Source organism: Yinghuangia seranimata (assembly GCF_029953285.1).
Lineage (GTDB): Bacteria > Actinomycetota > Actinomycetes > Streptomycetales > Streptomycetaceae > Yinghuangia > Yinghuangia seranimata.
In genome coordinates this window covers 63,559-87,072 of sequence record NZ_JASAOI010000022.1, presented here as the reverse complement: position 1 = coordinate 87,072, position 23,514 = coordinate 63,559, and the positions used below count along the sequence as shown (strand labels likewise).

Below are 23,514 nucleotides of genomic sequence, written 5' to 3'. Positions count from 1 at the left end.
CGGAGCCGGGCGCGTCGCTCCGGGCCGGCTACTTCTGGCCCGACGCCTTCAGCGACTGCTCCTTGAGCTGCTGGAACGCCTGCTCGTTGAAGCCGAACGGCGTGATGCCGATCCCGGTGACGTCCTGGTACGTCGTGGCCGGCGTCATCGCCAGGCACAGCACGGCTTTCTTGCCGCTCCCCGACCAGTACAGGGCCGAGATGACGCCCTTGGCGTCCGCCTCGCTCGTGCACAGCTTCGTGTCGGTCGTGTCGTCGTGCCGCGAGGCGACCTTCCACCGCGCCTTGTCCGTACCGCAGTCCACGATGTCGGGCATCTGGCTGACGGTGATCACGCCGCTCCACTGGCTGAGGCAGTCGCCGACCTTCGCGTCGGTCGCGTCGTCCTTCTTCGTCAGGTAGCCGACCACACCGAGGACGACCAGGACCGCCACGATCACACCCACGACGACGGCGACCCTGCGGCCACGCCGACGCGGCGGCACCGGCACCCCGCCGGGGAAGCCCCCGGGCACCTGCCCCGGATACCCGCCGGCCCCACCCTGCGGCGCACCCCAACCGGGCTGCTGCGGCTGACCGTACGCCTGCCCACCCTGCGGCTGCTGCCCACCCTGCGGCCAGCCGCCCATCGGATTGCTCATTGTGTGCCCCCCAAGTCGTCGAGCGCCCCACGAGGCGCTGTCCAGGACACGGAAAAGTCGTCCACGACGTTCACTTGGGGGTCCCGACGACGCTTCGGGCTAGCCGACCGTCAGGTTGTAGGTGACGTTCAGCTTGAAGGAACCCGTCACACCGGAGATCGTCAGCTTGTGCGCGCCGGGGCTCAGCGGAGCGAGGCTGAACCACAGCCCGCACGCCTGCTCGGTGACGGGCGCCGCGTCGCCGGTGACGGGGTTCCCGGCGACGCCCTGGAGGGTGACGGTCTCGGGGCCGAGCTTCTTCACGTCGGCCGGCTTGCCGTCGAGCACGACCTCGCCGTCCGCCGCCGCGACGAACTCCTGGCACTGCGCGGGGTCGTCGGTGTGCATATTCAACAGCGGCCCGGCGATCGGCCGTCCGGCGGGCACCGTGCACGAGCGGGTGACCTCGCCGCCGAACGTCCCGGCGACGAACCACACGTCGCCCGGCTGCCCGGTCGCGCACCGGGCTCCGGTGGTGTCCGCCACCGGGTTCGTCGCGCGCGGCTGCCCCGCCGCCCAGGTCCACCAGCGCTCCTGCAGCTTGGCGACGTCGGGGCCGGCCGCCGCCCCGGGCAGCGGCTGCTCCGCCGTCGCCGACGCGGGCGCCGACCCTGACGCGGCCGGCGCCTTGTCCCCCGACCCGCTGTCGCACGCCGCCACCAAAAGCCCGCACGCCACCAGCGGACCGACCACCGAGCCGAAACGTTTGATCACGGCCGCCATCGTAGGCGCGCCACGGCCCTGCGGGGCCAGGTCCGGTCCAGTCTCCTCGCACGCGTGCAAGGAGATGTCGCAGGCATGCAAGCTAGGCTCGATGTGACCAGACGAGGAGGCCCGCATGACCGTCCAGCCTGTGCACCACGAGAGCCGCGGTCTGCCGTCGCTCGACACGGTCGGCGACATCCGCGCAGCGTTGCACGAGGGGTTCGGGTTCCCCGACGATGCTTCGGACTTCGAGGCCGACTTCGCCCGTGCGATCGACGGTTCGGCGCCGGACCTGGCCGACGCCGCTCGGGTCGTCGCCGTCTACAAGGGGCACATCCTGTTGCGGCAGAATCCCGACCTGGACGCCGCGATCGCCGAGGGCGTCGAAGCCGCGCTGGCCGCGAAGGAGTCCGCCGTTGACCGGCCGTGAGGTTGTCGCGGTGACCACCAAGCGCGCACAGGTGGCAGCCGAGCAACTGGGCCCGGCCGCCGTCCGCGCGGTCGGGGCTTTACGCCGCGATCTGGCCGAGAACCCGAGGCTCGGATTGCTGCGAGGTGCCCGGGACGGCGCCGAGGTGTACGTCACGCACATCGAGCGCACGGCGGAGACGCCGGCCGTCACCGTGGCCTACGTCTTCGCGCCGGACCCGCCGCCGCCCACCGTCGCGATCGCGCTTGTTCAGCCGCACAGCAGCGCCGACGTGGGCGACAACTGAAAACCCGAGAAAACGACGAAGGCCGCCTCGGAGAGGCGGCCTTCGGTTTCCGGGTGGAGCTAAGGAGACTTGAACTCCTGACCCCCTGCATGCCATGCAGGTGCTCTACCAGCTGAGCTATAGCCCCGGGTGGCCGCTGACGCGGCCCATTCACTTGTGAGGTGGAGCTAAGGAGACTTGAACTCCTGACCCCCTGCATGCCATGCAGGTGCTCTACCAGCTGAGCTATAGCCCCTCACCTGATCAGCCGGTTTCCCGACTGGCCAGGCATTACTTTACATGGTCGGGCGGGCATCTTCCTAACCGATACCCGTGTGGGGAAAACCGCAGGTCAGTAGCGTCCCGCAGGGGGCACGGCGCCCGCCGTCATGCCGCCGTCGACGACGATCTCGCCGCCGGTCATGTAGGACGAGGCGTCCGACGCGAGGAAGGCGACGACCTCGGCGACCTCCTCCGGGGCCGCGATGCGGCGCAGCGGGACACCGGGGAACTTGCCCTCACCGCGTTCGACGCCGGCCTTGGCGATCATCGGGGTGTCGATGACGCCGGGGTAGACCGAGTTGACGCGCACGCCGTACTCGCCGGTCTCCAGGGCGACCGTCTTGGACAGGCCGCGGACCGCCCACTTGGTGGCGCCGTACGCGGAGTGTGACGGGAGCCCTTCGAGGCCGGACTGCGAGGAGATGTTGACGATCGAGCCGGAGCGCCGCTCCTTCATCGTCGGGAGCACCGCCTGCATGCCAAGGAAGACACCCTGGAAGTTGACCTTGAAGATGCGGTCGAGCCCCTCGAGGGTCTCGTCCGCGAAGGCCTTGGTCCAGTAGATCGCCGCGTTGTTGACGAGCACGTCGACCGTGCCGAACTCGGCGAGCGCGACCTCGACCACGCGGGCCCAGTCCTCGGGGGAGGACACGTCGTGCCGGACGAAGCGCGCCGCGTCGCCGAGCTCGGCCGCGACCTTCTCGCCCTCCTCCTCCAGCAGGTCGGTCAGCACGACGCGCGCGCCGCGGGCGACGAACAGCCGGGCCTCGGCCTCGCCCTGTCCGCGTGCCGCGCCGGTGATGACGGCGACCTTGCCGTCCAGCTGGTCGGCGAGCTGTGCCATGGGACCGCTCCTTTCCTCGGAAGTGCTCGTGGGTGGCGCCGACGGGTCAGGCGAGTGCCTTGCGCAGCGCCTCGGTCGCGTCGGCGAACGCGGTGACGGCGGCCGGGACCAGCGCGCCCATGCTGATCGAGCCGTGGAACATGCCCTCGTAGACGCCGTACGCCGCGGGGACGCCGGCCGCGGCGAGGCGTTCCGCGTATGCGACGCCCTCGTCCCGCAGCGGGTCCAGCTCGGGCGCGACCACGAACGCCGGCGCGAGCCCGCTGAGGTCGTCGGCGGTCCCGGGGGACGCGTAGGGGTGCGCGGGGTCGCCGTCCGGCCCGATGTACTGGGCCCAGAACCAGGCGAGTTGGGCCGCGGTGAGGAAGTAGCCGTCGGCGTTCTCGGTGTACGACGCGGTCGCGCGCCGGTGGTCGAGCACCGGGTACATCAGCAGCTGGAACGTCGGCTGCTCGGCGCCGCGGTCGCGGGCCATGAGCGCCACCGCCGCGGCGAGGTTGCCGCCCGCGGAGTCGCCGGCGACGGCGACGCGCGCGGGGTCGCAGCCGAGTTCGGCGGCGTTGGCGCGGACCCAGGTGTACGCGGCGTACGCGTCCTCGGCCGCGCCGGGGAAGCGGGTTTCGGGCGCGAGCCGGTAGTCCACCGAGACGAACACGGCGCCGGTGGCGTTCGCCAGCGCGCGGCAGGTCTGGTCGTAGGTGTCGAGGCCGCACAGGACCCAGCCGCCGCCGTGGAGGAAGACCACGGCGGGGAGGGCCTCGGCGTCGGTGCTGCCGGCCGGCCGGTAGACGCGTACCGGCAGGTCGCCGTCGGGGCCCGGGACGGTGCGGTCCCCGACGTGCGCGACGGGTATCGGCGGGGCGGGCGACTTGGGCGCGGCGGCCAGGATGCGGCGGGCCTCGGGGGCGTCGTCCAGCGTGGTGCCGACGGGCGGGAACGTCGCGGTCATCATGTCGATGAGGCCGCGCACCGCCGGGTCCAGCGGCTTGCCGGTCATGGAGTCGCTCATCGGGTCCGCGTCAGCCTTCCACGACGTTCTGCACGGTGGGACCGACAGTCCAGCCGCCGTCGACGGCGAGCTCGGCGCCGGTGACGTACGAGGAGGCGTCGGAGAGCAGGTACGCGACCGCGGAGCCGACCTCCTCGGCCTCGCCCGCGCGCCCCATCGGGGTCTTGGGGTAGTTGCCCTCACCGGGCTGGATACCGACGACCGCGGTCATCGGCGTGTAGATCATGCCGGGGTGCACCGAGTTGACGCGCACCTTGAACGGCGCGAGCTCGATCGCGGCGGTCTTGCCCATGCCGCGCACGGCCCACTTCGCGGCCGAGTAGGAGCCCGTGTAGGGCAGGCCCATGAGCCCGGCGGCCGAGGATATGTTGACGATCGACCCGCCGCCGTGCGCCTTCATGAACGGGATGACGGCCTGCATGCCGATCCACACGCCGGTCAGGTTGATCTTGATGACCCGCTCGAAGTTCTCCAGGCTCTCCACGTCGAACGGGCCGCCCGCGGTGACGCCGGCGTTGTTGACGAGGCCGTCGACCGCGCCGAACTCCGCGACGGTGAAGTCGACGACGGCCTGCCACTGCGCGGGGTCGCTGACGTCGTGCTTGTGGAAGCGCGCCGCGTCGCCGAGCTCGGCCGCGGTCTTGGCGCCGAGTTCCTCCTGGACGTCGGTGATGACGACCTTGCCGCCGCCCGCGACGACCTGCCGTGCCGCGGCGGCACCGAGGCCCCCGGCCGCGCCGGTGATGATGACGACCTTGCCCGCGAGGTTGGGGCCCTGCAGTTCCGCCATGGTGATCGCTTCCTCGGTGTCGTGCCTGCACTCACATGCACAGTACAACTAAAAGGCATATGACAAAAAGGATGAGTGCTACGTCATTCAGCACGCATGGGCGGCACGATGCCGGACATCGACCCGCCGTCGATGACGAACTCCGTGCCGGTCATCCACGACGACGCGTCGGACGCCAGGAAGACCACCAGCTCGCCGATGTCCTCCGGCTCGCCGACCCGGCGTAGCGGTACCGCGGGGAAGCCGCCGCGCCCGCGCTCCACCGTGCGGCCGAGCATCGCGGTGTCCACCGCGCCGGGGTGCACCGAGTTGACGCGGATGCCGTCCTCGCCCAGCTCCAGGGCCGCGGTCTTGGTCAGGCCGCGCACCGCCCACTTGGACGCCCCGTACGCGGCGTGCCGCGGGATGCCCTGCAGGCCGGCGAGCGAGGAGATGTTGATGATCGAGCCGCCGCCGCGCGCCTTCATGGCGGGCACCACGGCCTGGATGCCGTGGAACGCGCCGAACAGGTTGACCTTCAGGATCCTGTCCAGGTTCTCCGCGGTCTCCTCCATCAGCAGCGCGTGCCGCAGCAGGCCGGCGTTGTTGACCAGCACGTCGACGCCGCCGAACTCGGCGACCGCGGTCTCGACGACCCGGGCCCAGTCCTCGGCCGAGGAGACGTCGTGCCGGACGAACCGCGCCGCGCCGCCCAGCTTCTCGGCCGCCGCGCGGCCCTCCTCCTCGAGGACGTCGGTCATCACGACCCGCGCGCCGCGTTCGACGAACAGCCGGGCCTCGGCCTCGCCCATGCCGCGTGCGGCCCCGGTGACAACGGCTACCTTGCCGGAGAGGGTGGTCATGGATGCGGGCCTCTCATCGTGAGCGCGAACGGTCGTACGGATTACACATGGGTCGGGCCGCCCGTTCCAGTCCTCCGCACCGGAACGGGCGGCCCTGCCTGATGTGGCGTCAGGCCCCGTGGGGCTGCGCTCAGTTGCCCAGCGAGCTGCCGTACTTCTTGCGGAAGTGCGGGATGACCTCTTCGCCCCAGATGCGGATGGTCTCCATGCACGCCTCCTGCGGGACGGTGCCCATCTGGATCAGGCACATGATCTCGTCGGCGCCGGCGTCGATCAGCTTCTGGACGTAGCCGATCGCGTCCTCGGCGGTGCCGTAGGCGTGGTTGAGGTTGTAGGTCGCGGTCGCGTTGACGGTGACCGGGATCTGCGCCTCGTGCAGCATCGCGACCTGCTGCTCCGCCGCCTCCTGCATGACGGCGACCTCGTCGCGGCCCTCGACGACGGCCTCGTCCGGGATGCCGGACTTGCCGCCGGAGAACCAGTGCGCGATGGACTGCGCGAAGAAGCGCTGGCCGCGCGCGCCGATCTGGCGGGCCTTGGCGCCGTCCTCGGACACGATCGTCGGGCACAGCGCCACGAGGTGGTTGTTCTGCACGGTGGAGACGAACTGGCTGCCGTCGCGCGCCTCGACGGCGTCGCGGTAGATCTTGTTGAGGTTGGCGACCTCTTCGGGGCCCGCGAAGCCGAGGACCAGCGCGCCGACGCCCATGTTGGCGGCCTCGACGAGGCTGGGCTGCTTGCTGCACGCGAGGAACAGCGGCGGGTGCGGGGTCTGCACGGGGCGCGGCAGGATCGGGTGCGGCGGGATCTGGAGCAGCTCGCCGTTGTACTCGAGCTCGTCCTTCTGCCACGCGGCGCCGATGATGCGCAGCGCCTCCTCGACCTCGGCCTTGGTGGTCTCCACGTCGGCGCCGACGAGGCTGGTCTCCTGCAGCGTCCCGCCGCGGGCCGCGCCGACGTCGAGGCGGCCGCCGGACAGCGTGTCGAGCATCGCCATGCGCTCGGCGACGCGGGCGGGGTGGTTGAACTTGAACGGCATGCAGACCGCGCCGTGCGCGATGCGGATGCGGCTGGTGCGCGCGGCGACCCAGGTCAGGAAGATCTCCGGGGCACTCATGTGCGAGTACCACTTCGTCGAGTGGTGCTCCACCGCCCACACTCGGTCGAAGCCCATCTCCTCGGCGTAGACGGCCTGCTCGACGGAGTCGAGGATGACCTGACGCTCGTGCTCGGCGGTCGGGTTGGCCATCTGGGCCTCGAAGATCATCGAGAACTGCATGCCGTGCTCCTGGGGTCCGGGGAATACTCCAATTAGATGTATGACTGACTGCTACGTCAAGAGGTGAGCTGACGTAGAATCAGCTGGGTGAAAGGGAGGGACACACGATGAAGGACGCGTCAGCGCCACAACAGGAGCTGCCCAAGCTGCCGAACACCGCGTGGGCGGTCCTCGGCCTGCTGTCCTTCCCGGGCGAGCGGTCCGGGTACGACCTGAAGAAGTGGGCCGATTCGTCGCTGCGCTTCTTCTACTGGAGCCCCGCGCTCAGCCAGATCTACACCGAGCTCAAGCGCCTCGAACAGCTCGGCTTCGCCGTCTCGCGGATCGCGTCGCAGGACGAACTGCGCAACAAGCGGCTTTACTCCATCACCGACGCCGGCCAGCGCGCGCTGGCCGCGTGGGCCCGCGAGACGCCGGCCGGCCCGCCGGTGCTCAAGCACGGCGTCGCGCTGCGCGTGTGGATGGGGCACCTGTCCGAGCCCGACGAGCTCCGCAAGACCCTTGAGGAGCACCGCGACTGGGCGGACCGCACGCTCGCCGAGGTGCAGGCGTCCGAGGACACCGCGCACGACCGCTGGCCGTTCCCGGCCCTGGTGCTGCGCTGGAGCGAGCGCTACTACCAGTCCGAGCGGGACCTGGCCGAGGGCATGCTGGCGGACCTGGACGAGCTGTTCGCGAAGGGCGACGTGCACGTCGCGGAGCGCCCGGGAGGACGCGGCTGACCCGCGGCTGAGCCACGACACGCGACGAGGGGCGGCACCCGGCCGGGTGCCGCCCCTCGTCGTCTCTGCGTGTGGCTCCGTGGAGGAGCTCAGACCTCGTCGCCGAGCACCGGCTCGGGCAGCGTCCCCGCGTTGTGCTCCAGCAGCCGCCAGCCGCGCGCGCCGGGGCCCAGCACCGACCAGCAGCAGTTCGACAGCGCGCCCAGCGCGCCCCAGCTGTCCTCGGCCAGACCGATCATGCGGCCGATGGCGCACCGGATCGCGCCACCGTGCGACACCACGACCAGCGTGCCGTCGTCCGGCAGCTTCGCGGCCGCCTCCTCGATGACCGGCACCGCGCGGTCCGCGACCTCGGTCTCCAGCTCGCCGTCGCCGCGCCGCACCGGCTCACCGCGCCGCCACGCCGCGAACTGCTCGGGGAAGCGCGCCTCGATCTCGGCGTTGGTCAGGCCCTGCCAGTGCCCCGCGTACGTCTCGCGCAGGCCCGCGTCGACCCCCACCGACAGACCGGTCAGCCGCGCCAGCTCACCCGCGGTGTCGGACGCCCGGACCAGGTCGGACGACAGGATCGCGTCCGGCTTGAGGGCGGCCAGCAGCCGCGCCGAGCGCTGCGCCTGCGCGACCCCGGCCTCGGTCAGCGGAATGTCGGTCTGCCCCTGGAACCTGCGCTCCAGGTTCCACGGCGTCTGACCGTGCCGCCACAGCAGGATGCGGCGGCCGCCGCGCCCGCTCAGCTCGCGTCCTCGAACGCCGCGCCGGCCTCCGCGCGCTCGCGGTTGACCCGCTCCACGCTCTCCGGCAGCTCGATCTTGGGGCAGTCCTTCCACAGGCCCTCGAGCCGGTAGTAGGCGCGCTCCTCGGCGTGCTGCACGTGCACCACGATGTCGATGAAGTCGAGCAGCACCCACCGCGCCTCGCGGTCGCCCTCCCGGCGGACCGGCTTGGCGCCGAGCTTGCGCAGCCGCTCCTCGACCTCGTCGACGATGGCCTTGACCTGCCGGTCGTTGGGGGCGGACGCGAGCACGTAGGCGTCGGTGATGCCGACCACCTCGCTCACGTCGTACGCGACGGTCTCGGTGGCGAGCTTCTCGGCGCACGCCTCGGCGGCGGCGGTGACGAGCTCGATGGCGTGCGGTGTGGCGGTCACGATCGACTTTTCTTCAGGCGACGAGGGACGCCTTCCAGGTTCTCACACCGCGCGGGGTGGCCGCCGCCGAGTAACCGGCGGCGGCCGCCCCGAGCCGGGTCCTACTGCTTCGGCGGGTCGAACTTGAAGTCCTGCCCCAGCGTGATCACGACGTCCGCGAGCATCTGGCCCTCGGCCTTCTTCGCGGCGGTCTCCGGGACCCCGAGGGTGAGCGCCATCTGGCGGGCCACATCGGCGTGTGCGTCGTCGGAGTACTGGATGAGCGTGGTCGGCTTCGGCTTCGGCTCGGCGACACCGCCGGGCACGTAGGTGTAGCCGGCGTTGATGATCTTGATCTTGGCGGCGTCCTGCGCGCCCTTGCCGCCGTTCGCGTCGCCGATCATGACCCGCGCCGGGCCGTCCGCCTTGGCGACCTTCACCGTGCCGCCGAGCAGCTCCTTGACCACCGGGCCCGCCGTCGCGACGTTGAGCATGCCGTCCGGCTGGATGGGCAGCGCGCCGGACTTGAACTTCTGGGTCTGGACGGCCTGGCCCATCTGCGTCAGCAGCTCCGCCAGCCGCGCGTCGGGCAGCGACGGGTCCGCGATGTTGGCGAGGTTGCGCAGCAGGTCGTTGACGTACTGCGCCTTGGTCGGCAGGCCCTTGAGCACCGCCTGCATGACCTTGCCGAACCGCTCGGCGGACCGCGACGGGTCGTCGCCCTGCGGCTGGAAGGCGGCGTACGCGCGGGCCATGATGCCGTTCATCTTGTTCGGCCCGGCGGCCACGACCACCTTGCCGTCGGCGCCCTTGACCTCGACGTCGGCGTTGAGCTCGATGCCGCCGACGCCGTCCACCAGCGCCTGCAGCACCGGCTCGTTGACCACCCACGAACCGTCGATCCTGACGCCGAGCAGACCGGCGAGCGCGTCGCGCGTCGCACCGGTGCCGTCGCTGGCCATCAGCTGCCCGACCGGGACCGGGCCGGCGCCCGCGGTGTTGACGATGGTCCCGGACGGCACGGTCAGCATCGTCGCGGTGCCGGCCTTCGCGTCGCTGCCGAACACCGCGCCGGCCAGTGCCTGCCCCTGCGAGCCGCGCAGCTGGATGAGCACGGCGCCGCCGGTCGCCTCCTTGGCCGCGGCGGACGTGCTCTTGAACCACGTGTCGTAGGCGAAGTAGCCGCCCACCCCCACGCCCGCGACCGCCAGCACGACGAGCAGCACGATCGCGCGGCTGCGCAGCATGCGGCGCCGCTCGTCGCGGCGCTCGCTGCGGGTCTCGGCGAACTGCAGCCAGTCGATGACGTCCTCGGACTCCTCCGAGTCGTCGTCGACGAAGTCGAACTCGTCGGCCGCGTAGCCGACCCGCTCGCTGGGGCCGGACGCCGCGGTCCCCGGGCGCCGAGGGGCGCCGGGCCGGGCGGGGCGCTGCTGGCCGGGAATCGCCGTGCCGGACTCGCCCGGACGGCGGGCTCCCGCGGCTCCCGCTGCTCCGGGCGCGGCGGGTGTCGTGCCTGGCGCGGCGGCAGTCCCGCCCGTCGGGACCTGGACGCGGAACGACCCGGTGGTCTGCGTCGCGCCGGTCGGGGCCCCCGCTCCGGTACGGCGCACCTGCGGTTCCACCGGCGCTCCGGTCGGCGCCGCGGCGCCGGGCGCGGCCGCGACGGCACCCGCTCCGGGCGCGCGCCGCCCGTCGAACGCCGCGTAGGCGCCGGAGTCGTCGCCCCCGGGTGCCGCTGCCGGATAACTGGGCTGCTGCGGGACGCCGCCGTAGGCGCCCGAGTCGGGCGCGGGCACCGGCTGTTGCTGTTGCTGTTGCTGTTGCTGCGGGATCGCGCCGTATGCGTTCGGGTCGCCGCCGCCCGGCGCCGCGTAGCCCGGCTGCTGCGGGGCGGTGTAGCCGCCGGAGCCCTGGCCGGTGTCGTAGCCGTAGCCGTCGCCTATGCCCGGGGCCGGCGGGTAGGCCGTGCCGTAGCCGGGCGCGGCCTGCCCCTGGTCGTAGCCGGTGCCGTAGCCGGGGGTGCTGTCGTAGCCGGCCGGGGCGGCCGGGTAGCCGCCGCTGTCGGCCGGCGGGGCGTAGCCGTACGGGGACTGCTGCCCGTAGCCGGACTGCTGGTAGCCCTGGTTCTCGTACGCGCTGGGGTATCCGGGTTGCGCGCCGTACTGCGCGCCCTGGCCCTGGTCGTAGCCGTACGCGGGGTCCTGGGGGTAGCCCTGGCCGGGCGCGCCCTGGCCCTGGTCGTAGCCGTAGCCCGGCGCCGCCGGGTCCGGTTGTGCGCCGTCCTGCCGGTAGGGCCCGCCCTCGTAGTGCTGCCCGTCCCGCCGTTCGCCGTTTGCGGTCACGTCGCCCCTCGGTACAGCCCTCGCTTGCTGATGTATTGCACGACGCCGTCCGGCACGAGGTACCAGACCGGTTCGCCGTCGTGCTGGCGACGGCGGATGTCGGTGGAGGAGATCGCCAGCGCGGGCACCTCCACCAGGCTGACGCCGCCGTCGGGGAACCCGGGGTCGGACAGCGTGTGCCCGGGCCGGGTGCAGCCGATGAAGTGCGCGAGCTCGAACATCTCCGCGGCGTTGCGCCACGAGAAGATCTGCGCCAGCGCGTCGGCGCCGGTGATGAAGAACAGCTCGGTGCCCTCGCCGGCTTCGCGGCGCAGGTCCTTGAGCGTGTCGACGGTGTACGTCTGGCCCGGCCGGTCGATGTCGACGCGGCTGACCGTGAAGCGCGGGTTGGACGCGGTGGCGATGACCGTCATGAGGTAGCGGTCCTCGGCCGGCGACACGTCGCGGCCGGTCTTCTGCCACGGTTCGCCGGTCGGCACGAAGACGACCTCGTCGAGCTGGAAAAGGCCCGCGACCTCGCTCGCGGCCACGAGGTGGCCGTGGTGGATGGGGTCGAACGTGCCGCCCATGACGCCGACGCGTCTGTTCCGCTGTGCCGTGCCTTCGTCCATGGGCGGCCAATCTATAGGGCCCGCTTCCGCTTGAACACGCCCGCATGCGCGCCCCCGCGGGACGTGTCGCGGCGCGAGTCGTACGGCTTCGCGGCTATTCGCCCGCGGTGCGTGGATCCGGTACGCCGCCCAGCGGGAGCTGTCCCGCGGCCGCGCGGCGCGCGAGCACCCGGCGCAGCACCACCTCGGCGACCTCGGCGACCTCCTCGGCCTCGGCCTCGGTCAGCTCGTCGAGCGCGGCCTGGAGCGCGCGGATGCGCGGGCTCGACGCGGTGCGGATCTCGTCCGTCCAGTAGCCGGCGTCGTCGCGGGCCGCCTCTATGAGCAGGTTGGGGTGCACACCCATGCCGCCGGCGAGCGCTTCGAGCGTCCCGCGCTCGACCATGCGCCGGGACTGGCCGCTGCGGCCGAGCAGCGAGTAGACGGTGGTCCGGCTGACGCCCGCGGCGTCGGCGAGACGGCGGGCGTTGCGCCCGGGTTCCGCGTCGATCCAGCCCTCGACGAGCTGCTTGAGCCGGTCCATCGCTCCCGTTCCGCCGTTGCTGACGGGATGCCCGCACGCGCCCCGATGCACCGCGCGACACCTGTCGACACGCAGCGTACCTGGCGGGTCCGCCAGCGGCCGACACGCGGTACGCACTGCGTGGACAGCGGATACGCAGACCGCTAACGTGGTGCCTGTGATCGAACGACAGTTCGAATCACTGGGCGAGATCGAAGAGTGTCCGACATGAGCAATGCCAACCCCGGCACCCCACCGGAGCCCGCCTACGCCCGGGCGCTCGACGCGCTGCGCGAGCTCGACGTGGAACTGGGCCGGCTCAGCCGGGCCGACCGCACGGCGGCCGAACTGCGGGCGACCGTCGCGGCACTGCTCGACTCGATCCACACCGCCACACCCCACGACGACGGCACCACGACGCTCGTGGTCGGCACCGACGCGTGGCAGCGGCTGCGTACGGCGGCCGGGGCCGGCTGACCGCCCCGCGTCCGCGACCCACCCTTCGCCTCCCCCGCCCGCACCCCGCGTCAGGAGGAACCCATGACCCGCACCGCCGCCGGCCCCCGGCGACGCACCCCGCGCGGCGAAGGCTTCGCCGCCCAGGCACGCCGCGCCGTCGACGCGCTGCTCCGGCAGTTCCCGGAACTGCGCGAGGAGTTGGGCCGGGGCGGCGTGCGGTCCCCGGCCTACCGACTGCCGCTCCCCGCGCCCGCGCCCGCGAACCGGCACGCCGCGGAGGCGGTCGAGGACCGGGCCGCGGCCGTGTGGAACACCCGGCGCGGGCTCGTGCCGCCGGGGCCCGGCGGCACACCGGTGGACCTCACCGTCCTGGAGACCGAGCTCGACATCACGACGAGCCTGGCCGAACTCGAGGAGGCCGTGCACGACCGGTTCGGCCTGCCCGAGCCGCGCACGGCGGACGTGCCGACCCGGCTCACCCGGCTGCACGGCCGCCTCGACACGATCGCGCGCGACCCGGACCTCGCCGCCCACGTGCTGTCCGAACTGCGGCGCATGGCACGGCGATGCGCGCGGGCGCTCGGCGACACCGAGCCGATCCGCCGCATCCGGCCGCGCTGCCCGCTGTGCGACTCCGTCTCGCTGCGGGTGTTCAGCGCCCGGCACGTCGTGCTGTGCGTCAACCCGGGGTGCCGCTGCGAGGACGCGTCGTGCGCGTGCCACCACGCCGCGGGCGCCCGGCACCGCTGGGAGCGCGCGGCGTGGGCCGACCTGGCCCTGCTGGTCGGCTGCACCGTGGCCGACCTCGACGAGGCCGCCGCGTGAACACCGTTCCCCCGCAAGGGGGTTCCATGCAAGCCGTGGACCTGGCCGGCACCCGCGCCCTGGTGACGGCGGGCGAGGCCGCGGCCGAGGTCCGGGTCGTTCCGGCGACGATCCGCAAGTGGGTGCAGCTCGGGCACCTCGCCCCGGCGGGCAAGCGGGGGCGGGAGCACCTCTTCCGGCTCGAGGACGTCTTCCGTGCCGAGCGGGCCGCGCACCACCGCTTGGAACCGGCGCCGGCGGACGGCGTCGACGCGGGCGACGGGGTGAGCGACGGGCGGCCTGACCGAACACCCCACTCGAACAAACTTGCGAATCCGGCGCGCGTCGATCACACTTGAGGCAGCGGCGAAGCTGTGCCCACCGAGGGGGCCTCAGCTTCGCCGTTTCCCTTTTCCCGTCCGCCCCGCGGAAGGAGCACACAGATGGCCGGCCCGCACCCGCACGGTCTCCGCGTCACCGGCACCGGGCGCGTCCTCGTCGCACCGCTCGGCAGCACGCCGCCGACCGGGGTCGAGCGCGACTGGGACGCCGCATGGCGCGACCTCGGCCACACCTCCGCCGACGGCGTCCTGTTCACCGACGCCGGCCGCCCCGGCCGCGCGGACGGCTGGCGTTCCGTCGGCCCCGCACGGTTCGTGTGCGCGGACCGCGGGCTGGGCCTTCGGTTCGCGCTCATGCGCACCGACGCCGCGGTCCTGGCGCTGCTCGTCGGCGCGACCCCTCCCGCACCCGAAGGCGTCATGCTGGGCGTCGAGTTCGCCGAGACCGACGCGAGCGGAGACACCGGGCCGGCCAAGTACCGCTTCGTCATACCGCGCGGCCGCATCGTCCGCACGACCGGCGCCACTCCGGCCCGCGGCTCCGTCCTGCCGTGGGGCGTGACGTTCCGCGCGCTGCCCGCCGCGGACGCCGCGCCACCGGCCACCCTCCTGATGAACGACCGGGCGTACGCCACCGTCTGACGCCCGGTCACCCCGGAACCGCAACGACCACCTCGGAAAACGAACGGCCCGACGGCAGCCCGCCGCCGGGCCGTTCGGCGTTCCCGCACCACCCTTTCCAGAAAGCGACCGGCCCATGGCGACCCCGTTCCGCGCCCTCGTCTGCGACCTGCGGACCGACGACATCCTCGACTCCTTCCCCCTCGACCACGTGCGCTTCGACGACCGGATCGGCGGCGGGGGAACGCTGACCGCGCGCGTCGAACTCGGCGCCGACGCCGACCTCGCCTTCCGCACGGACACCGCGCTGCTGCCCGCGCGCACCGCCGTGTGGATCCAGCGCGACGGCGACCTGTGGTGGGGCGGCGTGGTGTGGCGCACCACCCGGCACACCGGCGACGACGGCCCCGAGTTCCTCGAACTGCACGCCGCGACCTGGGACAGCTACCTCGACCACCGGATCCTCTACGCGGGCCTGCCCGGCGACCCGGCCGAGCAGCTCGCGCTCGCCCGCGAACTCGTCGAACACGCCCAGGCGCAGCCCGGCGGCGACATAGGCATCAGCGTCGCGCCGTTCACCGCCTCGGGAATCGAACGGCAGCCCGCGTACGACGACTTCGACCTGGTGCACATCGGCGAGGCGCTGCGCGGCCTCGCCGCGCAGGACGACGGTTTCGAATGGCACATCACGAGCGCCCGCGAACCCGGCAGCGGCTACCGCATGAAGCGCCTCGACCTCGGCTATCCGGTGCTCGCCTCGGACCTGCCCGACCTGCGCCTCGACGACCCCGGCGCGGTACTCGGCTACGCGTACACCAACGACGGCGCCCGCCGCGCGACGTTCTGGCGCAGCAGGGGCGCACGCTCCGGCACCGGCCGCCTCATGTCGCACATCTGGGAGGTCGCCGACGTCGTCGATCCCGCGGAAACCGACACCACGACGTGGCCGCGGCTGGACGGCGCGGCCGAACTCCCCGGCTGCGCACGGCGCGAGGAACTCGACACCGCCGCCAAGCAGGCCCTCCGTCGGGCGTGGGACCCGTCCCCCGTCCTCGATGTGACGGTGCGTCTGGACGAACGCCCGACGCCGTCGCTGATCGGCCGTCATGTGCGCCTGCCGCTCGGCACCCTCGGTGCCGACGACGCGCGCGACGGCCGGCTCCGCGTCGTCGCCGCTGCGGTCGAGACCCCCGCGGGGGACGAGCCGGAGACCGTCCGGCTCACGCTGGGCGCCGCGGCCTGAACCCCGACGAACCCCGTGGATTTCGGAGGCACATGATGTTCATCCCCGCACAGCGCGGCACACGTCGCGCCACCCGCGACGGCGGCTCCGGCACCACCGGGCGCGTCCCACGCCCGCGCGTCCCCGGGCCCGCCCCCTCCGAACCGCCCGCGGAACCGGCCGCCGGCCCGGAGGGGAGCTGACGGCCGGTACCGCGGGCACGCGCGCGGCTCCGGCCGTCACGGGGGTGCGGCCGGGCCGCGTCGGAGGTCAGCCGGTCTCGGGGGTGACCGTCCAGTCGCCGTCGGCCTCGATCTCGACCAGGCAGGGGCCGGCGGGAAGGATCGACTCGCCGTCGTACGGGCCGATGGTGTTCGCGAGCGAGGCCAGGTACGGGTCCTCGGCGCGGTCGGGCGTCTCGGCGTACACGCGCACCATGAAGTTGCTGTGGCCGCCGTGCGTCATGGCCACCACCGTGCGCGGGCCCGTCCAACGCAGCACCTCGGGGCCGTGGCCGGTGGCCGGGCCGATCAACCACGGTGCGGCGGTCGGCGGTTGGACGGAGATCGTCCAGGCGCCGTCGCTTTCGATCTTGAGGCGTTCGGTGCGGGTACCGCGCTCGTCGAGCAGGACGCGGCCGGTGTACGCACCGATCTCGTTGACGAGCAGCTTGTCCTGCTCCAGCGCCGTGTTCAGCGTCCAGACCGCGAAGTTGCCGGCCCCGCCGCAGGTGATCTCCGCGACGACCGGGCCCGACTCGACCGGACGGGTGATCCGCAGGATGCGGTCGCCGCTGCCCTCGTAGGTGGCGACGGAGGGAACGGGGGCGGGCGGAACCGGCGGCACGGGCTCCGCGACGGGCTCGGCGGCCGGTTCGGGCTCGGGCTCGGACTCCGCCGCGGGCTCGGGCTCGGACGCGGACTCCGCGGCGGGCTCGGCCACCGGCTCCGGCTCTGCGGCGGGCTCGACGGCGGGCTCGGGCTCGGACGCGGCGACGGGTGCCTCAGGCGGCTCGGCGACCGGCTCGGGCTCTGGCTCGGGCTCGGGAGCCGCCTCAGTGTCCGTCCCGCCGCCCAGCAGGGCCCTCGGGTCCGCGCCGTGGTCCCGGACGAGTTGTTCGAGTCCGTCGCGGTAGCCCTGCCCGACCGCGCCGAAGCGCCAGCCGTCGCGCCGGTAGACCTCGCCGAGGATGAGGGCGCGCTGGCCCTTCATCTCGGCCGCGGTCATCGCGAAGCCGGCGATCTCCACGCCGTCGGCGACCAGCACGAGGCCGCCGGAGTCCAGCGCGATCTCGGGGCCGACCGAGGCGACCACGAACAGCAGCCGGTGGACGTCGTCGGCGACCGCGTCGAGGTCGAGGTCGAACGCCGCGTCCGCCCCGCCGCCCTCGACCAGCGCCACGGCACTGGCCAGCGACGCCGGACGGGCCGCGCTGACCGGCGGCCGGTGTCCCCCGATCCGGCCCGCCTCGTCCAGCGCGAAGCAGAACGCGGCGATCTCGGTGCCGCGTGCCGCCGCCGTGACGTCGATCCGCAGCGCGGTCGCCGGTGTCAGGTCCGCGAGTCTGGCCTTCTCACCCATCGCGAAGGTACGCATTCCGCCCTCCCCTGACCGCGCGCCCCACGCGGTCCGCCCCGAAGATTAACGCGCCGGGGCGGCGAAGACCCGGGAACGGGCCCGGACAGCACGAAGCCGGGGCCCGCCGCACGGCCGGTCCCGGTTCGGTGCGCCGTGGTGCGTCGGCGGCTCAGCGGTCCTTGTTGAAGGACAGCGTGATGATGAGCAGGACCATCAGCGTGATGAACGCGCCGAGCCCCGCGCCGAGCGGGCTCAGGTTCTCGTGGTTGCCGCCGTGCTCGCCGCCCTCGGAAGCGAGGCGGGTGAGGACGGTCATGGCCTGCTCGGTCATCTGGTCAACCCTTGTGTGTCTGGTGGTGGACGGCGGCCGCCGCCCCTCGGCGTGCGCCGGGCATGCGGTCGCGCACGACATCGTACGGAAGTCCCTCACGACACGCGCGCGCAGGATCGCCGGATGGCCGATGCGCTTAGGCTGAACAGTTGATGCGGCGCAGGTCGCGCGGGCCCGGCCGCACAGGTCCACTGGTCTGCCACAAGGGGGATGGATCCATGGCCGATACGACGAAGCAGCCCGGTCCCGGGGATTCCGAAGACGGCGTCCCGGCGCGTACCCGCACGCGCTTCCCGGGCATATCGTCCCGAGCGTACGAACACCCCGCCGACCGCAGCGCGCTGGTGGCGCTCCGGAAACTGAACGGCTTCGACGCGATCCTCAAACAGCTGTCGGGGCTGCTCTCCGAACGTGCCGTCCGGCTGATGTTCCTGGCCGGCGCGGTGCGGACGAGCGACCAGCAGTTCCGGCGGCTCCACGACCTGGCGCGCGACGCCGCCTATGTGCTGGACATGCCGCGCGTCCCCGAGCTGTACGTGATGCTGGACCCGCAGCCGAACGCGATGGCGATCGGCATGGACAAGCCGTTCATCGTGGTGACCAGCGGCCTGGTCGAGTTGCTCGACGACGACGAGATGCGCACCGTGGTGGGCCACGAGATGGGCCACATCCTGTCCGGGCACGCGGTGTACCGCACGATGCTGCTGATCCTGACCAACCTGGCGGCGAGCGTGTCCGGTATTCCGTTGGGCACGTTGGGGATTCAGGCGGTGATCGCGGCGCTGCGCGAGTGGTTCCGCAAGTCGGAGCTGAGCTGCGACCGGGCGGGGCTGCTCGTCGGGCAGGACCCCGAGGCGTCGATGCGCGCGCTGATGAAGATCGCGGGCGGATCGCAGCTGCACGAGATGAGCACGGACGAATTCCTGGCCCAGGCCGCCGAGTACGACGCGGCCGGGGACCTGCGCGACAGCGTGCTGAAGCTGATGAACGTGTTCGGCCGCTCGCACCCGTTTCCGGTGGTCCGGGTCGCGGAGTTGAAGCGCTGGTCGGACGGCGACGACTACCGCGCGATCCTGGCCGGCGACTACCCGCGCCGCGAGGACGACGGGGACGCGTCGGTGCGTGCCGAGGCCAAGGCGTCGGCGGAGTCGTACCGCGACTCGGTCCGGCAGACCGCGGACCCGCTGTTCGGGCTGCTGCGCGACATCGCGGGCGGCGCGGCGGACGCGGGCGGACGGCTGCGCGACCGGTTCGTGCCGCGGCCGAACGACGGTACGGCGACCGCTCCCCCGTCCGAAGCCGCGGCCGCGGCGGACGGTTCGCCCGACGAGTCGGGCAACGGGCGGGCAGGGTCCCAGGACTGACGCCGCGTCATGCAGGTGCGGCGGCCTGGCCGCGATCGGTCGCGGATCAGACGGAGACGGCCAGGACGCCGCACAGCGTGCCGGTCGCCATGCCGGGGCGCAGCGGATCGGCGCCCGGCGGTGTGGCACCGGGCACGGCGAGCAACGGCGAGGTCGGCAGCGGGGGCACGCCCTGGCCCGGCGCACCGGATGCGCTCGGCGCGCTCGACGCACCGGGCGCGGCGGGACTCTGCGTGACCCCGGCCTGCGCCGGGTCGCCGAACACCGGCCTGAAGAACGCCGACGAGTCGACGGCGCACGACTGCGGCGCGGCGACCGTCACGATGCGCCGCACCCGCAGCCGGCCGTGCCGCAGGCCGTCCTCGGTGACCTCGAACTCCCACGACCGGTGGACCACAAAGCGCGTCCAGACCTGGGTGTCGACCTGGTGCACGGCGTACACGAAGACGCCGTCGACGCCGACCAGCAGCTCGCCGGTCGCCGCCTCGACCGCCGAAGTCCCGCCCTGGACACGGACCCTGGTGTCGGCCACCACGATCTGCGCCGGGTCGAAGCGGGTCACCCAGCCGGTCGCGGAGTGCACGTCGTCGTCGGCCGGGTGGTCGAGCGCGTCGATCAACTGCCGGTGCTGGTCGGGGTCCAGGCCCACGGCGGCGGCCCACGGCCGTACGCCGCGCCACACTTCGGTGTCCAGCTGTGTGCCGGTCACGAAGTCGCGGACCATCTCCATCGACGCGCGGATCTGCGCGGCACTGAAGTTCCGGGTCCCGGACACGTCGGGAACCACGATGCCCGCGCGGCCGTCACGCCACTCGGCGGCGGCGCTGCCCGCGAAAGGGTCCGCGCCCATCGGGCCGCTGCCCACGTGTACGCCGTCGGCCGGCACGAGCGAGACGCGGACCAGCACCGTGGGCCCGTACCCCGCCCGGGCGTTCGGCGCGGCGCCCCGCCGTGCGCCGAGGTAGAGGGCGCCGGCCAGCACGAGGACGACGGACAGCAGCAGGACGCCGACCCGGATCGTGGCGATGGGCACGCCGAAGACGCGGCGCAGGCGCCGGGGGCCTCGCCCGGTTCGCATCCGCTCCTGCGCCGATGGTTCGTGGAGCACCGCGGCGCGGACGAACGACTCGTCGAAGACGACGCGGAATTCGTCCTCGCCGTCGGGCCCACCCCCGCGGCGGCCTTCAGGGGGATCGCCCTGACCCGACATGACTCCATGGTAGGTGGCGGCGCGACCGTCGGGAACTGCGGAAATCCCCGACGGGAAAGATCTTCTGACGGGTGGTCAGGGCGGCTAGATACGGGAGGCCGTGCCGCACGCGTCCGGGTCCGGGCCGGTCGCTCCCGGGCTCGGCTGCGGGCCGCCGGGCGGCTGCGTGTCGAGCGGCTTGGTCCGGTCGTACGGGTCCGTGGTCGGCCCGGTGGCCGGTGTGCCCGGGTCGGACGCGAACGTGGGGTGCATGAAACCGTCGCCGTACCGCGCGCAGTCGGAGTTCGTGAGGTCGCGGTCGGTCAGGTGCAGCCACAGCGTGCCGTCCTTCGTGGCCCGGTACTTGCCACGCTTGAAGAGCTTGGTCGTGAGCGTCCGCCGCACCAAGGCACGCGTCACCTCGGTCGAGCCGGGCTTCGCGACGGGATAGACGAACGAGTAGTCGGCGTCCACGGTCAGCACGCCGTCGTCGTCCAGCTTGTAGGACATGATGCCGGACACCTTCACGACCGGACCGACGAGTTCGATCTCCTTCGGGTCGAACCTCGTCACCCAGTTCAGCGCATTGTCGTCACGGCTCGGTGTGGTGAAGGCCTTGCGGAAGGCCGCGACGAGGGGGTCCGCCGGGTCGATCAGGTCCACGAGGCCCGTCGGGAACTCGCCGCGCAGCGTCGCGGGGTCGAGGTTGGCCAACTCCACCATGCGCTGGCTGCGTTCGAGCGCGGTGCGTACCTCGGCCGCCGTGTAGCCGGCCACCGGCTTGGCCTCCGGCAACGCCAGGCCTGCCGCCCCGTCGGCGTAGTTGATCGCCGGGGAACCCGCGAACGGGTGGTCCCGTGTGGGCACGTCGGGGTCGATCGGCTTGAGGTCCGACGGCAGCGGCGCCGCCGCCGAAGCCACTCCGCTCACCGAGGGCTGCGCGGTCATCGGGTCGGACGAGTAGCCAGCGGCGTCGTCGCTGTTCCCGCCCAGCAGGTCGCGGAAGTAGCCCTGGTTGGTGCCGACCAGCAGGATCAGCGCGAGCAGGACGAACCACACCGCGATCTTCAGGTTGGTGCGGTCACGGCGTACGGGACGGCCCCACGGGTCGCGGCGGCGCTTGAAGAACGTGCGCCGGCGACGCGGCATCCGCGTCACGTTCGACGAGTCCGCCGCCTCGCGGAAGCCGGTGTTCTCGGGCGGAGTCTCCCGCCAGCGGGCGGCGAGCATGCGCGCCCGGGCCGAACCCTCCGATTTCCCGGCCCCCTTGATGAAGTCCTCGTCGAGGACCAGTCCTTCGAACGGGTCGTCCGCGGACGGGGTCTGATCCCCCGTCACGTTCGGCTCGGAACCGTCCCCCGCGGGCCGCCGAGGCCCGCCCCCACCGCTCTCGCGCTCAGACACGCGGCGCAACCTATCGGATGGCGCCGACAGCCGAGCGGCCGGGTGGCCCAGATCACGTTTACGGCGGCGGAACGGTCAGCCGCAGTCCGGCCTCGGCGTTGTCGACCGGGCGCAGCCCACCGGCACGAACGCGGCGTTGACCGGCGTGCTCGCCGCGGGCGAGGGCACCCGGTCTCCCGGCTGCGGTACGGGCGTCCCCAGCGTCGGCTGCGGCCCGGAGGGGCCCTGCCCGCCGCGGCCCGGCGCCACCGCCGTCACGGCCATGGCCACCACGCCGATGCCCATCAGCAGCGCGAGCACCCACGCCACGGACTGCCGCCACCACGCGGTGCGCGGCGGCCCGGCCTCGTCCCCCGGCGGCGGGTTCGGCACGTGCCTCGGCTTGACGCCGCGCAGGTCGCCCGGCGCCCGGTGCACCAGCGGGTCGAACCCCGGCTGCGGCGGGAACACCCCGTCCCCGCCCGGCGGCGCCTGCGGGGCAGCGCTCAACAGCCGTTCGGCGGCGGTGGGTTCATGGATCAGCGCGGCTCGCACAAAGTGCTCGTCGAAGACCACGGAGGACAGTTCGTCCTCCGCGCGCTCGGGGTCCTCCCCGAACTCCGGTGGGCCGTCCGGATGATCTGGCCCTCGCGAATCGGGCACTCCACCACACTATTACCGTGAGCCCCTCACGGGGAACGGATTCGCGGGAACCCCTCGAAGCAACCTCACTGCGCCACCCGCCTGACGAACCGTCAGACCTGCCCCGAAGGATGGCAGTCGCTGTCGTCCGGCGCCGCCCCGGCGGTGGGGCTCGGGCTCGTGTACGGGTCGAGGGTCGGACCGGTGAGCCGCGGCCGGTCCGGGTTGGTCATCGCCGGATGGACGAAGCCGTCGTGCTTGCCGCACGACGTGTTGAACACGTCGACCTCGGAGCGCTGCAGCCACAGCTTGCCCTCGGGCGTCGGGAGCGCGCCGGTCGTGGCGTACGACACCTCGATGGTGCGACGCACCAGGGAGCGGTCGACCCGGCCGCCCTTGCCGCCCGCCGGGGTCAGCGCGTACACGAAGTCGACGGTGCCGTTCACGACCAGGTACCCGTGCTCGTCCACGTGGTAGTCGAGGGCGCCCTTGACCTTGACCGCGGGCCCCACCACCTCGACCTCCGCCGGGTCGAACCGGGTGACCCACGTGGTCGCGTCGTGCCCGGCGCCGGACCCGGCGATCGCCGCCTCGATCTTCTTGCGCTCGTCGGAGCCGGGGTGGTCGACGATCGTCAGGAAGGCGGTGGGCGTCTCGCCGCGCAGGGTCGCCAGGTCGAGGTTGCCGGCGGCGAGGAGCAGGGTCGTCAGCCCGGTCACCTGGCGCACCTGGTCGGCGGAGTAGCCCTGGACGTCCTTCGCCTCGGCGACGGTGATGCCGGCAATGCCGTCGGCATAGTCGGCCGCCTTCGAGCCCGCGAAGGGGTGTTCCAGGGACGGTTTCTCGGCGGTGGCCGAGGGGGCGGGCGTGCCGGGGGCGCCCATGCCCGCCGTGGACGGCGCCGCGAGCGGCGGCACGGGGTGCCGTGTGTCGTCCGACCGGGCGTCGAACAACGCGTGCAGGCCGGCAGTGACCAGGGCCGTGGTCACTACGCCCACGCCTATTTGCAGGATCACCGGTAGGCGACGGTGCTGGGCGCGTTCCGCCTGCGCGGCCTGTTCGGCCTCACGCCAGTCGGGTTGCGGGGGCGGTTGTTCCGTAGGGGACGGTTCTCCCGTCGTCTGCGACACGCGCGCACTGTAGCGAACC

The 23,514-nt window shown here is 72.9% G+C and carries 26 protein-coding genes, 2 tRNA genes and 1 pseudogene; 9 read left to right on the top strand and 20 right to left on the bottom strand.

Annotation, left to right across the window (positions count from 1 at the left end; genetic code table 11):
• Nucleotides 1–28 precede the first annotated feature (28 nt).
• Both QI554_RS14880 and QI554_RS14875 read right to left on the bottom strand, forming a co-directional pair.
• Complete coding sequence (locus tag QI554_RS14880; RefSeq protein WP_281470161.1) at nucleotides 29–640, bottom strand: LppU/SCO3897 family protein; 612 nt, start codon at nucleotides 638–640, stop codon at nucleotides 29–31.
• Between the two features lie 99 nt (nucleotides 641–739).
• Nucleotides 740–1,393: a signal protein gene (locus QI554_RS14875; RefSeq protein ID WP_281470158.1), complete on the bottom strand. Its 654-nt coding sequence runs from the start codon at nucleotides 1,391–1,393 to the stop codon at nucleotides 740–742.
• A gap of 124 nt (nucleotides 1,394–1,517) precedes the next feature.
• Here QI554_RS14875 and QI554_RS14870 point away from each other — a divergent pair, with 124 nt between their 5' ends.
• Together QI554_RS14870 and QI554_RS14865 are read left to right on the top strand one after the other, a co-directional pair.
• Nucleotides 1,518–1,814 (top strand): hypothetical protein, encoded by a 297-nt coding sequence (locus QI554_RS14870; RefSeq protein WP_281470156.1) that lies wholly within the window; start codon nucleotides 1,518–1,520, stop codon nucleotides 1,812–1,814.
• Between the two features lie 10 nt (nucleotides 1,815–1,824).
• Complete coding sequence (locus tag QI554_RS14865; protein WP_281470154.1) at nucleotides 1,825–2,100, top strand: hypothetical protein; 276 nt, start codon at nucleotides 1,825–1,827, stop codon at nucleotides 2,098–2,100.
• A gap of 54 nt (nucleotides 2,101–2,154) precedes the next feature.
• Here the strand turns inward: QI554_RS14865 and QI554_RS14860 are convergent.
• The 7 genes from QI554_RS14860 to QI554_RS14830 all read right to left on the bottom strand — a co-directional run bounded on the left by QI554_RS14860 (nucleotide 2,155) and on the right by QI554_RS14830 (nucleotide 7,125).
• Nucleotides 2,155–2,227 (bottom strand) — tRNA-Ala (locus QI554_RS14860).
• A 35-nt stretch (nucleotides 2,228–2,262) separates the two neighbouring features.
• Nucleotides 2,263–2,335: transfer RNA gene (locus tag QI554_RS14855), tRNA-Ala, on the bottom strand.
• 96 nt (nucleotides 2,336–2,431) lie between these two features.
• Nucleotides 2,432–3,205 (bottom strand): glucose 1-dehydrogenase, encoded by a 774-nt coding sequence (locus QI554_RS14850; protein ID WP_281470152.1) that lies wholly within the window; start codon nucleotides 3,203–3,205, stop codon nucleotides 2,432–2,434.
• A gap of 46 nt (nucleotides 3,206–3,251) precedes the next feature.
• Nucleotides 3,252–4,202 carry an alpha/beta hydrolase gene (locus QI554_RS14845; protein WP_425527982.1) on the bottom strand — a complete coding sequence of 317 codons (951 nt, stop codon included), beginning with the start codon at nucleotides 4,200–4,202 and terminating at the stop codon, nucleotides 3,252–3,254.
• Nucleotides 4,203–4,224: 22 nt separating this feature from the next.
• Nucleotides 4,225–5,004 (bottom strand): glucose 1-dehydrogenase, encoded by a 780-nt coding sequence (locus QI554_RS14840; protein WP_281470148.1) that lies wholly within the window; start codon nucleotides 5,002–5,004, stop codon nucleotides 4,225–4,227.
• An 83-nt stretch (nucleotides 5,005–5,087) separates the two neighbouring features.
• Nucleotides 5,088–5,846 carry a glucose 1-dehydrogenase gene (locus QI554_RS14835; RefSeq protein ID WP_281470147.1) on the bottom strand — a complete coding sequence of 253 codons (759 nt, stop codon included), beginning with the start codon at nucleotides 5,844–5,846 and terminating at the stop codon, nucleotides 5,088–5,090.
• Nucleotides 5,847–5,976: 130 nt separating this feature from the next.
• A complete protein-coding gene (locus QI554_RS14830; protein ID WP_281470146.1) occupies nucleotides 5,977–7,125 on the bottom strand; it encodes an LLM class flavin-dependent oxidoreductase in 1,149 nt (382 codons plus the stop codon).
• 107 nt (nucleotides 7,126–7,232) lie between these two features.
• Here QI554_RS14830 and QI554_RS14825 point away from each other — a divergent pair, with 107 nt between their 5' ends.
• Nucleotides 7,233–7,847, top strand: a complete 615-nt coding sequence (locus tag QI554_RS14825; protein ID WP_281470145.1) for a PadR family transcriptional regulator — start codon at nucleotides 7,233–7,235, stop codon at nucleotides 7,845–7,847.
• Between the two features lie 89 nt (nucleotides 7,848–7,936).
• Here the strand turns inward: QI554_RS14825 and QI554_RS14820 are convergent, their stop codons facing one another.
• The 5 genes from QI554_RS14820 to QI554_RS14800 form a co-directional block, all read right to left on the bottom strand.
• On the bottom strand, nucleotides 7,937–8,581 hold the full coding sequence (locus tag QI554_RS14820; RefSeq protein ID WP_281470328.1) for a histidine phosphatase family protein: 645 nt from the start codon (nucleotides 8,579–8,581) through the stop codon (nucleotides 7,937–7,939).
• Nucleotides 8,578–8,994 carry a ribosome silencing factor gene (rsfS, locus tag QI554_RS14815; protein WP_281470144.1) on the bottom strand — a complete coding sequence of 139 codons (417 nt, stop codon included), beginning with the start codon at nucleotides 8,992–8,994 and terminating at the stop codon, nucleotides 8,578–8,580. Before rsfS ends, QI554_RS14820 begins: the two co-directional genes overlap by 4 nt.
• 101 nt (nucleotides 8,995–9,095) lie before the next feature.
• Entirely contained in the window at nucleotides 9,096–11,318 is a 2,223-nt protein-coding gene (locus tag QI554_RS14810; RefSeq protein WP_281470143.1) for an LCP family glycopolymer transferase, read from the bottom strand.
• Nucleotides 11,315–11,929, bottom strand: a complete 615-nt coding sequence (gene nadD, locus QI554_RS14805; RefSeq protein ID WP_281470142.1) for a nicotinate-nucleotide adenylyltransferase — start codon at nucleotides 11,927–11,929, stop codon at nucleotides 11,315–11,317. Before nadD ends, QI554_RS14810 begins: the two co-directional genes overlap by 4 nt.
• Before the next feature lie 94 nt (nucleotides 11,930–12,023).
• Nucleotides 12,024–12,452, bottom strand: coding sequence for a hypothetical protein (locus QI554_RS14800; protein WP_281470141.1), 429 nt, complete (start codon nucleotides 12,450–12,452; stop codon nucleotides 12,024–12,026).
• A 207-nt stretch (nucleotides 12,453–12,659) separates the two neighbouring features.
• On the opposite strand from QI554_RS14800, the gene QI554_RS14795 reads away from it, so the two are divergent.
• The 5 genes and pseudogenes from QI554_RS14795 to QI554_RS14775 all read left to right on the top strand — a co-directional run bounded on the left by QI554_RS14795 (nucleotide 12,660) and on the right by QI554_RS14775 (nucleotide 15,899).
• The gene (locus QI554_RS14795) at nucleotides 12,660–12,908 is read left to right on the top strand and encodes a hypothetical protein (RefSeq protein ID WP_281470140.1); all 249 of its coding nucleotides are present in this window, start codon (nucleotides 12,660–12,662) and stop codon (nucleotides 12,906–12,908) included.
• Between the two features lie 63 nt (nucleotides 12,909–12,971).
• Entirely contained in the window at nucleotides 12,972–13,715 is a 744-nt protein-coding gene (locus QI554_RS14790) for a hypothetical protein (protein WP_281470139.1), read from the top strand.
• A gap of 26 nt (nucleotides 13,716–13,741) precedes the next feature.
• Nucleotides 13,742–13,936: pseudogene (locus QI554_RS14785) on the top strand (helix-turn-helix domain-containing protein); the annotation flags it as partial.
• Between the two features lie 201 nt (nucleotides 13,937–14,137).
• Nucleotides 14,138–14,677: a phage tail tube protein gene (locus QI554_RS14780; protein WP_281470138.1), complete on the top strand. Its 540-nt coding sequence runs from the start codon at nucleotides 14,138–14,140 to the stop codon at nucleotides 14,675–14,677.
• Between the two features lie 115 nt (nucleotides 14,678–14,792).
• Nucleotides 14,793–15,899, top strand: coding sequence for a hypothetical protein (locus QI554_RS14775; protein ID WP_281470137.1), 1,107 nt, complete (start codon nucleotides 14,793–14,795; stop codon nucleotides 15,897–15,899).
• Between the two features lie 249 nt (nucleotides 15,900–16,148).
• Here QI554_RS14775 and QI554_RS14770 read toward each other — a convergent pair whose 3' ends face one another.
• Nucleotides 16,149–17,474 carry a TerD family protein gene (locus tag QI554_RS14770; RefSeq protein WP_281470136.1) on the bottom strand — a complete coding sequence of 442 codons (1,326 nt, stop codon included), beginning with the start codon at nucleotides 17,472–17,474 and terminating at the stop codon, nucleotides 16,149–16,151.
• A gap of 151 nt (nucleotides 17,475–17,625) precedes the next feature.
• Nucleotides 17,626–17,787 (bottom strand): hypothetical protein, encoded by a 162-nt coding sequence (locus QI554_RS14765; protein ID WP_281470135.1) that lies wholly within the window; start codon nucleotides 17,785–17,787, stop codon nucleotides 17,626–17,628.
• Nucleotides 17,788–18,005: 218 nt separating this feature from the next.
• Here QI554_RS14765 and QI554_RS14760 point away from each other — a divergent pair, with 218 nt between their 5' ends.
• Nucleotides 18,006–19,151 carry a M48 family metallopeptidase gene (locus QI554_RS14760; RefSeq protein ID WP_281470134.1) on the top strand — a complete coding sequence of 382 codons (1,146 nt, stop codon included), beginning with the start codon at nucleotides 18,006–18,008 and terminating at the stop codon, nucleotides 19,149–19,151.
• Between the two features lie 46 nt (nucleotides 19,152–19,197).
• On the opposite strand, the gene QI554_RS14755 is transcribed toward QI554_RS14760, so the two are convergent.
• The 4 genes from QI554_RS14755 to QI554_RS14740 all read right to left on the bottom strand — a co-directional run bounded on the left by QI554_RS14755 (nucleotide 19,198) and on the right by QI554_RS14740 (nucleotide 23,495).
• Nucleotides 19,198–20,361, bottom strand: coding sequence for an SCO2583 family membrane protein (locus QI554_RS14755; RefSeq protein ID WP_281470133.1), 1,164 nt, complete (start codon nucleotides 20,359–20,361; stop codon nucleotides 19,198–19,200).
• An 84-nt stretch (nucleotides 20,362–20,445) separates the two neighbouring features.
• A complete protein-coding gene (locus tag QI554_RS14750) occupies nucleotides 20,446–21,744 on the bottom strand; it encodes an SCO2583/SCO2584 N-terminal domain-containing protein (RefSeq protein ID WP_281470132.1) in 1,299 nt (432 codons plus the stop codon).
• 75 nt (nucleotides 21,745–21,819) lie between these two features.
• Nucleotides 21,820–22,386 (bottom strand): SCO2584 family spore wall biosynthesis protein, encoded by a 567-nt coding sequence (locus QI554_RS14745; protein ID WP_281470131.1) that lies wholly within the window; start codon nucleotides 22,384–22,386, stop codon nucleotides 21,820–21,822.
• A 92-nt stretch (nucleotides 22,387–22,478) separates the two neighbouring features.
• Nucleotides 22,479–23,495 (bottom strand): hypothetical protein, encoded by a 1,017-nt coding sequence (locus tag QI554_RS14740; protein ID WP_281470129.1) that lies wholly within the window; start codon nucleotides 23,493–23,495, stop codon nucleotides 22,479–22,481.
• Nucleotides 23,496–23,514 lie beyond the last annotated feature (19 nt).

Coding starts and splice junctions, on each gene's coding strand:
- QI554_RS14880 (WP_281470161.1), bottom strand. CDS start 640: ATGAGCAATCCGATGGGCGGCTGGCCGCAGGGTGGGCAGCAGCCGCAG.
- QI554_RS14870 (WP_281470156.1), top strand. CDS start 1,518: ATGACCGTCCAGCCTGTGCACCACGAGAGCCGCGGTCTGCCGTCGCTC.
- QI554_RS14850 (WP_281470152.1), bottom strand. CDS start 3,205: ATGGCACAGCTCGCCGACCAGCTGGACGGCAAGGTCGCCGTCATCACC.
- QI554_RS14845 (WP_425527982.1), bottom strand. CDS start 4,202: ATGACCGGCAAGCCGCTGGACCCGGCGGTGCGCGGCCTCATCGACATG.
- QI554_RS14840 (WP_281470148.1), bottom strand. CDS start 5,004: ATGGCGGAACTGCAGGGCCCCAACCTCGCGGGCAAGGTCGTCATCATC.
- QI554_RS14835 (WP_281470147.1), bottom strand. CDS start 5,846: ATGACCACCCTCTCCGGCAAGGTAGCCGTTGTCACCGGGGCCGCACGC.
- QI554_RS14830 (WP_281470146.1), bottom strand. CDS start 7,125: ATGCAGTTCTCGATGATCTTCGAGGCCCAGATGGCCAACCCGACCGCC.
- QI554_RS14825 (WP_281470145.1), top strand. CDS start 7,233: ATGAAGGACGCGTCAGCGCCACAACAGGAGCTGCCCAAGCTGCCGAAC.
- nadD (WP_281470142.1), bottom strand. CDS start 11,929: ATGGACGAAGGCACGGCACAGCGGAACAGACGCGTCGGCGTCATGGGC.
- QI554_RS14800 (WP_281470141.1), bottom strand. CDS start 12,452: ATGGACCGGCTCAAGCAGCTCGTCGAGGGCTGGATCGACGCGGAACCC.
- QI554_RS14795 (WP_281470140.1), top strand. CDS start 12,660: ATGAGCAATGCCAACCCCGGCACCCCACCGGAGCCCGCCTACGCCCGG.
- QI554_RS14790 (WP_281470139.1), top strand. CDS start 12,972: ATGACCCGCACCGCCGCCGGCCCCCGGCGACGCACCCCGCGCGGCGAA.
- QI554_RS14780 (WP_281470138.1), top strand. CDS start 14,138: ATGGCCGGCCCGCACCCGCACGGTCTCCGCGTCACCGGCACCGGGCGC.
- QI554_RS14775 (WP_281470137.1), top strand. CDS start 14,793: ATGGCGACCCCGTTCCGCGCCCTCGTCTGCGACCTGCGGACCGACGAC.
- QI554_RS14770 (WP_281470136.1), bottom strand. CDS start 17,474: ATGCGTACCTTCGCGATGGGTGAGAAGGCCAGACTCGCGGACCTGACA.
- QI554_RS14765 (WP_281470135.1), bottom strand. CDS start 17,787: ATGACCGAGCAGGCCATGACCGTCCTCACCCGCCTCGCTTCCGAGGGC.
- QI554_RS14760 (WP_281470134.1), top strand. CDS start 18,006: ATGGCCGATACGACGAAGCAGCCCGGTCCCGGGGATTCCGAAGACGGC.
- QI554_RS14755 (WP_281470133.1), bottom strand. CDS start 20,361: ATGTCGGGTCAGGGCGATCCCCCTGAAGGCCGCCGCGGGGGTGGGCCC.